This window comes from Nocardia sp. NPDC127526 (assembly GCF_042672265.1).
Classification (GTDB): Bacteria; Actinomycetota; Actinomycetes; order Mycobacteriales; family Mycobacteriaceae; genus Nocardia.
Genome location: NZ_JBHXVO010000038.1, coordinates 52,627 through 62,587, shown reverse-complemented (window position 1 = coordinate 62,587; position 9,961 = coordinate 52,627). Strand labels below are relative to the sequence as shown.

Sequence of the window (9,961 nt, the reverse complement as noted above, 5' to 3'; positions counted from 1 at the left end):
CCGAGGGGTTCGCGGCTGGTCGCGAGGATCCGCAGCCGCCGGCATTCGCCGAGCACGCGGTGGGCGAAGGCCGCGGCCGACTCGATGACGTGCTCGCAATTGTCGAGGATCAGTACCAGCTGCCGCTCCCGGATCGCGGCGATGACCCGCTCGGTCGCATCCGCGTCCTGCGCCTCGCCGAGCAGGGCATCGCGCAGTTTGAGTGCGGCGAGCGTGGCCTGGGCGATACTGTTGCCGCTCCCCTGCCCCGCGGATCCCGTGTCGGCGCCGATGGCCGCGAGCTCGATGACCCAGGCCCCGTCCGGCAGGTCGCCCAGCAGGGTGCGCGCGGTCTCGGTGGCCAGCCGGGTCTTGCCCGAGCCGCCCGGGCCGATGAGGGTGGTGAGCCGGTGCGCGGAGATGAGTTCGCGGACCGCGGCGACATCGTCGTCCTTGCCGACGAAGCTGGTCAGCTCGGCCCGCAGATTGGTCGTGCGGGTCTCCTCGCGGCGGCCGATCTCGCCGCGCAGCAGCTTGACGTGCAGGGCGGACAGGTCCGGTGAGGGGTCCACGCCCAGTTCGTCGGCGAGGGTTTCGCGGGTGCGCTCGTAGACGCGCAGCGCCTCGTTCTCGCGGCCGGTCGCGGTGAGTGCGCGCATGAGGGCGGCGACGAGGCGTTCCCGCATCGGATGCGCGGCCACCAGATCGGTCAGCTCGGTGACCAGTTCCGCGCTGTTGCCGAGGCTGATCTCCGCGTCGAAGCGATCCTCCAGAGCCGTCAGGCGCAGACCGTCGAGCCGGGTGATCACCGCGTCGAAGGCCCCGGATTCCTGCAGGCCGATGTCCTGCAGGGCCGCGCCGCGCCACAGGGCGAGGGCCTCGCGCAGCTGCCGCACGCCCAGGGGATCGTCGGTGCTGCGGGCTCGAGCGACAAGGCGTTCGAATCGCACGGCGTCGACGTCGTCGGGTTCCACGCGCAGCCGGTAGCCGTCCGGCCGGCCCTCGATCGCCCCTTCCGGCAGGACCTTCCGCAGCCGGGAAACCAAGCGCTGCAAGGCGTTCGCGGCGTCCGAGGGCGGATTGTCGCCCCAGATCCAGTCGATGAGCGTCGCTTTCGGGACCGCGCGACCGGGCTCGAGAGCGAGGGCGGTCAGCAGCCCGCGCAGGCGAGCGCCCGGCACGTCGGCGAAACCGCCGTCGGCCGTACGAATCTCGAATGGTCCCAGGATCCCGATCTGCACCCGCCGATCTTGCCACGGCCGCGATGTCAGATCCGTGTCAGTCGTATGTCAGGGCTGCGCGCGACCGTGGTCGGCACAGCCTGCCACGAAAGGAAATCCCATGACCTCGACGGTTCCCGTCCCGCACGGCCTCCCCACGGAGCGCGATGCGGGCCCGTTCGACCCGCCCCGCGCGATCACCCGGCTGCGGGAGGCGCGCCCGGTCAGTCCCCTCGTCTTCCCGAGCGGGCACCAAGGCTGGCTCGTCACCGGCTACGAGGCGGTCCGGCGGGTCATGTCCGACACCCGCTTCAGCTCCCGCCAAGACCTCGGCATCGTGCACGCGCTCGACGAATCGCCCGACCTGCCCGCGCAGACCGAGCCGTCTCCGCAGATTCCGGGCCTGTTCATCGCCATGGACCCGCCGGACCATACGCGGCTGCGGCGCAAGCTGACCGGCGCGTTCACCGTCAAGCGCATGAAGCAGCTCGAGGACCACATCATCGAGATCGTCGAGCGGCAGCTGGACGAGATGACGCGACTGACCCCGCCGGTGGATCTGGTTCGCGAGTTCGCGCTGCCGGTGCCGTCGCTGGTGATCTGCGAACTGCTCGGCGTCCCGTACGAGGATCGGGCGACCTTCCAGGTCAACTCCGCCAAGTTCCTGGTCCGCAATCCGGTGCTCGAGGAGAAGATGGCCGCCTACGGGGCGATGACCACGTATCTGGCCGGCCTGGTCATGAGCAAGCGCGCCGAACCCAGCGAGGACATCCTCTCCGACCTGGCCCGCGACGAGGACCTCAGCATCGAGGAGCTGACCGGCATCGCCTTCCTGCTGCTGCTCGCCGGCCACGAGACCACCTCCAACATGCTGGCCCTGGGCACCTTCGCACTGCTCGAACACCCCGAACAGCTCGCCGACCTGCGCGCGAACCCCGACCTGGCGCCGGAGGCCGTCGAGGAGCTCATGCGCTACTTGTCGGTCGCCGACATCTTCTACCGCTACGCCACCGAGGACATCGAACTCGCCGGCGAGACCATCGCCAAGGGCTCCACCGTCGTCGTCTCTCTCCTGGCCGCCAACCACGACCCACAACGCTTCGACAACCCCGACACCCTCGACATCCACCGCAAGGCCCGCGGCCACCTCTCCTTCGGCCACGGCGTCCACGCCTGCCTCGGCCAACAGCTGGCCCGCATCGAAATGCGCGCCGGCTTCGAAGCTTTGACCCGCCGCTTCCCCACCCTCACCCTCGCCGTCCCCGCCGCCGAAGTACCCCTGCGCACCGACATGAACATCTACGGCGTCCACGAACTCCCGGTCACCTGGACGGACGCGAACCGATGAGCGTGCACATCACCGCCGACCGGAACCGCTGCATCGGCGCAGGCATGTGCACCCTGCTCGCGCCCCAGGTCTTCGATCAGGACGAGGACGACGGCAGAGTGCAGCTTCTCGACCCCGAACCGCCCGATGGTCGTGCACTGCGGGACGCGTTGAACGCGTGCCCGTCCGGCGCGCTCACACTCCACGAGGCCCACGACTGAGAACTCCCACTCCGAGGGATCCGCGGGCATGGCCCTCACGACCTGCTCTGCGCGTGGGGGTTGGAGGCCAGCCCACCCCTTCTGCACGGACCATGGGGCATCGGAGGCTGGCCCCACACACTCCTTCCGCGCGAACTGAGGGGTCCGGGGGCTCAGCCCCCGCCAACCCTTTCATGCGAACGTCTGTTCGAAGAATGGTAGATTCGCGGCATGATCACACCGCTGCAGGGATCACTGCTCGATGGGTTCGGGGAGGTTGGGGTTGGGGTGTTGGATGGGGTTCGGCGGACCGGGCTCAGTGGTGGGGCGTGGGTGGATGTGCTGCCCGGGTGGCTGAGTGGGGCCGATTTGTTGTTCGACACGCTCGTGGCGGAGGTGCCGTGGCGGGCGGATCGGCGGGCCATGTATGACCGGGTGGTGGATGTGCCGCGGTTGCTGTGTTCGTACAAGGAGGGGCAGGAATTGCCGGATCCTGTGCTGGCGCAGGCGCGGAATGCGCTGAGTGAGTACTACCGCGATGAGCTTGGGGAGCCGTTCGTGACGGCGGGGCTGTGCTATTACCGGGACGGGAACGACAGTGTGGCCTGGCATGGGGATACGTTCGGGCGGGGGGCGACGACCGACACCATGGTTGCCATTGTGTCGGTCGGCGCGCCGCGGGTGCTGGCGTTGCGGCCACGTGGGGGTGGGGAGAGCATTCGGTATCCGCTCGGGCACGGGGATCTCATTGTGATGGGCGGGTCGTGTCAGCGGACCTGGGAGCATGCGGTGCCGAAGACACGGCGGGCGGTGGGTCCGCGGATCAGTATTCAGTTTCGGCCACAAGGGGTTTGGTAGCCGTTCGTGCGGGACGGCGGGCGAAATCCGGTGCGTGCTCGGGCCTTACGCCCCGGGTTGCCATGAACAGCGGAATCGATCGCACGATCGGGATGTGGCGCAGGATGCGCAGCAGCGGTGGGGCCTGTGCGGAGTCGGGGCGGCGCATGGCGTCGGCGAGAGCGCGTTTCACGACCGCGGTGTGCATGGCGCACTGCATGCGCTGGGTGAGCGCGGCCGGGAACTGGCGGCGGCGCTGGACGCGGGCGAGGTCCTCGATGGTCAGCGGGCGCGAACGCAGAACGGGCACCAGGATTCTCGCGGCCGCCACCGCGTCCTGAACGGCGAGGTTGATGCCCACCCCGCCCAGTGGTGACATGGCGTGGGCGGCGTCGCCCAGGCACAGCAGGCCGTCGGTGTACCAGCGGTCCAGGCGATTCACCTGCACCTCCAGCAGTTTCACCTCGCCCCAGCTGTGCAGGGCTCCGGCGCGGTCGGCCAGCCAGGGCGCGGCCGCGGCCATGCGGCGGGTGATGTCGGCGACGGGTTCGCGCCGCAGCAGATCGTCGCTGCCCTTGGGAATGATGACGGCGCACTGCCAGTAGTCGCCGCGATCGGCCATGACGACCATCTGCTCCGCCGTCACCTGCACATCGCCGATCGGATCGGTCGCGTCATTGCGGGGCAGCCGGAACCACCACACATCGAACGGTATCTCCCAACTGCGCGATGGCAATCCGGCATCGGCGGCCAGGAGGGAGGAGCGGCCGTCGCAGGCAATGGTCAGATCGGCGCGAATCTCGCCCGCCGCACCGCTTCTCCCGCGATAGCGCACGCCGACGACCTGCCCGCGCTCCCGGATCAAGCCGGTCGCTTCGGTATTCATGCGCAGATGAAACGTGGGTTCGGCATCGGCGGCGCGGGCGAGCAGGTCGAGCAGATCCCATTGCGGCACCATGGCGATGTACTTGTGCCGCAAGGGCAGATGCCTCATCGTGGCGAAGGTTCGCATGCGGCCGTCGACCGGCACCTGAACCTCGCTCACGTGCCGCTGCGGCAGCTTCTCGAACTCCTCCCCCAGGCCGAGCTCGTCGAGCAGGTCCATGGTGGTGGGATGCACGGTGTCGCCGCGGAAGTCGCGCAGGAAGTCGGCGTGCTTCTCCAGCACGGTCACCTCCACCCCGCCACGCGCCAGCAACAAGCCGAGAAACATGCCGGCAGGCCCCCCGCCCACGACCGAACACGTGGTGCGCTCCATTGAATTCCTCCCCTTCGAGCACCACCCGACCCCCGTCGTCCCTCATCGTAGGTGGTGCGCGCGCAACGCCTCCACCCCTATTTCCGGGGACACCGCCGCCCCCAGGGAATGAAACAGGAATGGCGGAAGTTCATTCGCTCCGCAACGGCACGTCACAACAGGAGTGGTTGGTATGTCAGCAACATTCGAGCTAGGCGGCGATCTGCGGGTGAACCGCATCGGATACGGCACCATGCGGCTGGCGGCCGCGCCGGAACCCGGGTTCGATCCGGGAGCCGGACATATCTGGCGCGCTCCGGAGCATCGGGACTCCGCGGTCGCGGTGCTGCGGCGCGCCGTGGAACTGGGCGTGAACCTCATCGACACCGCGGATTCCTACGCGCTCGGCGAGAACGAGGAACTGGTCGCCGAGGCCCTGCACCCGTACCGGGAAGATGTGGTCGTCGCGACCAAGGTGGGCGTGCTGCGGCCGTCGCCGACCGAATGGATTCCACTGGGGCATCCGGCATATCTGCGCCAGCAGGCCGAATTGTCGCTGCGGCGGCTGAAACTCGACCGGATCGATCTGCTCCAGCTGCATCGCATCGATCCCGCGGTGCCGCTCGCGGATCAGATCGGGGCATTGAAGCAGCTCGTCGACGAGGGCAAGGCCCGGCACATCGGGTTGTCGGAGGCCACCGTCGAGCAGCTGCGGGAGGCCGCCGAGATCACGCCGATCGCGAGCGTGCAGAACCTCTACAACCTCGGCGACCGGCACCACGAGGATGTCGTGGATTACGCTGCGGCGCACAGGATCGCGTTCATTCCTTTCTTCCCGGTCGCCATGGGCGCGCACGCCGCGGCCGAAGGCCCGTTGGCGGAGGTCGCCGCGGAGCTGGGCGCGACGCCGGCGCAGACCTCCCTGGCCTGGCTGCTGCACCGCTCCCCCACCCTGCTGCCGATTCCCGGCACCACCTCGATCGCGCATCTGGAGGAGAACATCGCCGCCGGCGCGGTGCGGTTGTCCGAGGAGCAATTCGCGCGGCTGTCCGCCATCGCCCCGGCCGAAGCCTCGGCCTAACCGCCTTCCGGCACAGGACTTCTCGCCCGCCGCCCCGTCGATCAGGGGCGGCGGGCGAAGTCCGGAGCGTGTTCGGGCAGCACGCCGCGGCCGACCAGGAACGGCGGCAGGCTCCGCAGCACCGGAATCCGGCGGAAGACGCGCAGCGCCAGCGGAGTTCGCTGTGCGTTGGAGATATTCATCGCGCCCGAGACGGCCGGTCCGATGGCGCGCGCGTGCGCGATCCGCTGCAAGGTCTGGGTGACGACCGTCGGCACCGTGCGGCGGCGCTGCACTCGGGCCAGATCCCGCGTCGTCACGGCATGCGAAAGCAGTTTCGGGGCAAGAATTCTCGCCGCGGCCACGGCATCCTGCACGGCCAGGTTGATGCCGACGCCGCCGACCGGTGACATGGCATGCGCGGCATCGCCTATGCACAACAAGCCCTCGGTGTACCAGCGGTCGAGCCGGTCCAGCTGCACATCCAGCAGCTTCACCTCGTCCCAGGAGGGCACCGCGTCCACGCGATCGGCCAGCCACGGCACCGCCTCGGCCATGCTGCGCATGATCACCCCGACCGGCCCGCCCGTCCGCAGGGCCGGGTCGCTGCCCTTGGCGATCAGTGTGGCGATCTGCCAGTAGTCGCCGCGGTCGATCATGATGGCGACGCGATTCTCGGTCAGCACCGCGACCGCCCCCGCCGGATCGGTGCCATTGCGCGGGATCCGGAACCACCACACGTCGAAGGGCGTCGGCCAGCGGCGCGAACCCAGGGCCGCCGCGGCGCGCAGCGTCGAATCGCGGCCGTCGCAGGCCACCGTCAGATCGGCGCGAATCTCCCCGGTCGCACCGTCTTTGGTCCGGTACTTGGCGCCCACCACGCGACCCTGCTCACGCAGCAGATCGGTGGCCTCGGTGTGCATGCGCAGCCGGAACCCGGGTTCGGCGTCGCCGGCGCGCGCCAGCAGATCCAGCAGGTCCCACTGCGGCACCATGGCGATGAACTTGTACTTGCCCGGCATATGGTCGAAGGTGGCGAACCGTTCCATCCGGCCCCCGATGGGCACCTGGACCGAATTCACCCGCCGGTACGGCAATTTCGCGAAGTCCTCGCGCAGGCCGAGCTCGTCGAGCAGCACGAGGGTACTGGGATGCACGGTGTCCCCGCGGAAGTCCCGCAGGAAATCCCCGTGCTTCTCCAGCACCGTCACCTCGACGCCGGCGCGAGCCAGCAAGAGCCCCAAGATCATTCCCGCCGGACCGCCACCGGCGACGAGACAGGTCGTGCTTTCCATCGGGCTTCCCTCCCGAGCGCGCCAACCATCGGTCCCTTTCCAGGGTAGGACCGAATCCGCGGCGGCCGGGCCGTTCCGGGATTACCGCTCGCGGTGCAGCACGAAGAAGTACGGCTCGCGCAACCCGCGCAGATCCATCACACCGAGCAGCGTCTGGTCGTCGACCTTGCGGAAGACATCGATGATCGGCAGGTGGTCGTAGATCATTGCGGCGCTGGTCTTCCCGCGGAATTCCAGATTCCGCAGCCGGGCCCGCGGCGTCCGCGTGCTCAGCACCGGGCGCAGCACACCGAGCCCGCGCCGCACCGGCCGCAGGGCCGATGCCGGGACCTTGCGCGCCAGGAACAGCGGCACGCGACGCGGATCGACGGCGAACACCGCGCCGTCGGGCGCGGCGAACAACAGCGGCTGCACGGAGTCGGCATCGTCGAACTGCTTGCCGTACCAGCCGGATTCGACGAGCACGCCCTTCCAGGGATGGCCGGTGTCGAGCTCGTCCCCACGCCACCGTCCGGTGGTGATCTCCCCGACGCGCACGGTGGGCAGCGCGTCGAACAACTCCCACGCCTGCTCCCGAGTGCAGCCGTCGGCCATCAGGGCGCGCAGGCGCGCGGTTCCGTCGGTCACGGATTCGGCGGCCATCCGACCTCCTCGATGAGAGTAATCGACACAACTTCTCTCACCTTAGCCGCTGGAGTGGGCAATGCCCTCACCATGGTTTTTGTCATCCCGACAAGAAAGTCGCCCAAAAGGCTGGATCGATGTGTTTTAGTCGTCTAGCCTAAAACCATGACGACAGTGCGAGCCATCGCCGAGACCATTCGGGCGGCACAGCGGCCCGAAGACCTCTTCGGTACTGCCGCAAGCGATTCCGCCGACCGACAGCGGGGGCGGCGGGAGTATCACCGACTGGCCGCGCTGGTGCACCCCGATCGGGCGGATGCGGGCGAGACCGCCGCCCCGAACTCGGCGTTCGCGCGGCTCGCGGAGCTTTATCAGCAGTGGCTCGATGCCGGAGCACCGGAACTCGAGGTCCGCGGCGCGCACGGCAGGTATCCGCTCGGGGCACTGCATGCCCGGGGCTCGGTAGCGGACCTGTATCGCAGCGGGGCCGAACATATCGTGAAGATTCCGCGCCGCGCGGTGGCGAATCGGCTACTGGCGGGCGAGCGGAACGCCTTGCGGGACATCGCGATCGTGGCCGCTGAGCACGAATGGCTGCGACCGTATTTTCCGGCGCTGGTGGACACCGCCGACCATGCCGACTCGGCCACGGGCGAGCACCGGACGGTGAATGTGCTCGGGGCGCTCGGCGGTGAGTTCGTGACGCTCGAGCGGGTGCGGCAGGCGTATCCGCGGGGCCTGGATCCGCGCGATTACGCCTGGATGCATCGGCGGCTGTTGCGCTGCCTGGCGGGGGCCGCGCTGGCCGGGTGGGTGCACACGGCGATTTCGCCGGCGAATGTGCTCGTACATCCGCGGCTGCACGGGGTGGTGCTGGCCGGATGGTCGTTCGCGACCCGGCCGGGACGGGCCGCGGCGGCGACCATCGGCGCGCTCGGCTATCCGCCGGAGATTCGCGCGGCGGTCTCCCCCGCCACCGACGTGTATCTCGCGCATCGGCTGCTGCTCACCATGCTCGGCGATCGCGCACCCGCCCCCATGCGCACCTATGCCACCGGATGCCTGCAGACCGATCCGCGCATGCGACCGGACGCCGCCGACCTGCTCGGCGAATTCGACGATCTGCTCGACGGGCTCTACGGACAGCGACGCTTCCGGCCCTTCGAGCTCCCGAAAGGAAAGTGATAGCAATGGGTTACGGAAGCTGGGACGACACCGCCTACGATGCGGCGCGCACCTTCCGCGCGGCGCGCGGGCTCGACGATTTCGGCTATACGGCCGATCTGCGGTCGGTGCCCTACGACCAGTGGACCGCGCACCCCTCGCTCGACCCCAAGGGGGTGCGGGTGCGGGAGTCGAGAGACTCGGAGGACCACGGGAATTCGCTGCCGATCGCGGTGCTCTTCGATGTGACCGGCTCCATGGGCCGGGTGCCGCGCATCATGCAGGAGAAGCTCACGAAATTGCACGGGCTGTTGCAGCGCAAGGGATACGCGGAGGATCCGCAGATCCTGTTCGGCGCCATCGGCGATGCCGACAGCGATCGGGTTCCGTTGCAGGTCGGGCAGTTCGAATCCGACAACCGGATGGACGAACAGCTGCGGCTGATCCTGCTGGAGGGCGGCGGTGGCGGGCAGAAGTCCGAAAGCTACGAGCTGGCCGCGTATTTCATGGCCCGGCACACCGCCACCGACGCCTGGGACAAGCGCGGCCGCAAGGGCTATCTGTTCATTGTCGGCGACGAGCTCAACAAGTCGCGGCTGGCCCGGCGGCACGTGCGCACTGTCATCGGCGACGATGTGCGGCGCGATATCACGGTGCCCTCGATCTACCGCGAACTGGCCGATCGCTGGCATGTGTTCTACATCCTGCCCAATCAGTCCAGCTACTACAACGATCCCGAAATCGGCGAGCACTGGCGGGGACTGCTCGGCGAGCGGTTCCTGCGGCTCGACGATCCGGCGGCGGTGTGCGAGCTCATCGCACTGACCATCGGCATTACCGAGGACCGCGTGGATCTCGGTGCGGGACTGGCGGATCTGCGCGATATCGGCTCCGACGCCGAAGCCGACGCGGTGGGCAAGGCCCTGGCCCTCACCGCGGCCGCCCCGCGCGGGCGCAGCACCGGCGCGCTGCCCGCCGCCACCACCGGCGACGACGACGTCGACTTCGGAAACTAGAA

General features: G+C 68.9%; 10 protein-coding genes. 6 read left to right on the top strand and 4 right to left on the bottom strand.

Annotated elements, in window-relative coordinates; translation table 11 throughout:
- Window positions 1-1,220: BTAD domain-containing putative transcriptional regulator (locus tag ACFVIV_RS35480; protein WP_379204106.1), on the bottom strand; the 1,220-nt coding region annotated here is incomplete at its 3' end.
- A 100-nt stretch (window positions 1,221-1,320) separates the two neighbouring features.
- Between ACFVIV_RS35480 and ACFVIV_RS35475 the strand changes: the two genes are divergently transcribed.
- The 3 genes from ACFVIV_RS35475 to ACFVIV_RS35465 all read left to right on the top strand — a co-directional run bounded on the left by ACFVIV_RS35475 (window position 1,321) and on the right by ACFVIV_RS35465 (window position 3,584).
- Window positions 1,321-2,547: a cytochrome P450 gene (locus ACFVIV_RS35475; RefSeq protein WP_379204104.1), complete on the top strand. Its 1,227-nt coding sequence runs from the start codon at window positions 1,321-1,323 to the stop codon at window positions 2,545-2,547.
- Window positions 2,544-2,747 carry a ferredoxin gene (locus tag ACFVIV_RS35470; protein WP_379204102.1) on the top strand — a complete coding sequence of 68 codons (204 nt, stop codon included), beginning with the start codon at window positions 2,544-2,546 and terminating at the stop codon, window positions 2,745-2,747. Before ACFVIV_RS35475 ends, ACFVIV_RS35470 begins: the two co-directional genes overlap by 4 nt.
- Window positions 2,748-2,957: 210 nt before the next feature.
- A complete protein-coding gene (locus tag ACFVIV_RS35465; RefSeq protein WP_379204100.1) occupies window positions 2,958-3,584 on the top strand; it encodes an alpha-ketoglutarate-dependent dioxygenase AlkB in 627 nt (208 codons plus the stop codon).
- Here the strand turns inward: ACFVIV_RS35465 and ACFVIV_RS35460 are convergent.
- On the bottom strand, window positions 3,550-4,821 hold the full coding sequence (locus ACFVIV_RS35460; protein ID WP_379204098.1) for an FAD-dependent oxidoreductase: 1,272 nt from the start codon (window positions 4,819-4,821) through the stop codon (window positions 3,550-3,552). The two genes, ACFVIV_RS35465 and ACFVIV_RS35460, sit on opposite strands and share 35 nt — an antisense overlap.
- 172 nt (window positions 4,822-4,993) lie before the next feature.
- On the opposite strand from ACFVIV_RS35460, the gene ACFVIV_RS35455 reads away from it, so the two are divergent.
- Window positions 4,994-5,881, top strand: a complete 888-nt coding sequence (locus ACFVIV_RS35455; RefSeq protein ID WP_379204096.1) for an aldo/keto reductase — start codon at window positions 4,994-4,996, stop codon at window positions 5,879-5,881.
- Between the two features lie 41 nt (window positions 5,882-5,922).
- Here ACFVIV_RS35455 and ACFVIV_RS35450 read toward each other — a convergent pair whose 3' ends face one another.
- Together ACFVIV_RS35450 and ACFVIV_RS35445 are read right to left on the bottom strand one after the other, a co-directional pair.
- Entirely contained in the window at window positions 5,923-7,155 is a 1,233-nt protein-coding gene (locus ACFVIV_RS35450) for an FAD-dependent oxidoreductase (protein ID WP_379204094.1), read from the bottom strand.
- An 81-nt stretch (window positions 7,156-7,236) separates the two neighbouring features.
- A complete protein-coding gene (locus ACFVIV_RS35445) occupies window positions 7,237-7,797 on the bottom strand; it encodes a DUF4334 domain-containing protein (protein ID WP_379204092.1) in 561 nt (186 codons plus the stop codon).
- Window positions 7,798-7,944: 147 nt separating this feature from the next.
- Between ACFVIV_RS35445 and ACFVIV_RS35440 the strand changes: the two genes are divergently transcribed.
- The gene (locus ACFVIV_RS35440) at window positions 7,945-8,964 is read left to right on the top strand and encodes a hypothetical protein (RefSeq protein WP_379204090.1); all 1,020 of its coding nucleotides are present in this window, start codon (window positions 7,945-7,947) and stop codon (window positions 8,962-8,964) included.
- Window positions 8,965-8,969: 5 nt separating this feature from the next.
- Window positions 8,970-9,959, top strand: coding sequence for a hypothetical protein (locus ACFVIV_RS35435; protein ID WP_379204088.1), 990 nt, complete (start codon window positions 8,970-8,972; stop codon window positions 9,957-9,959).
- Window positions 9,960-9,961: the final 2 nt, after the last annotated feature.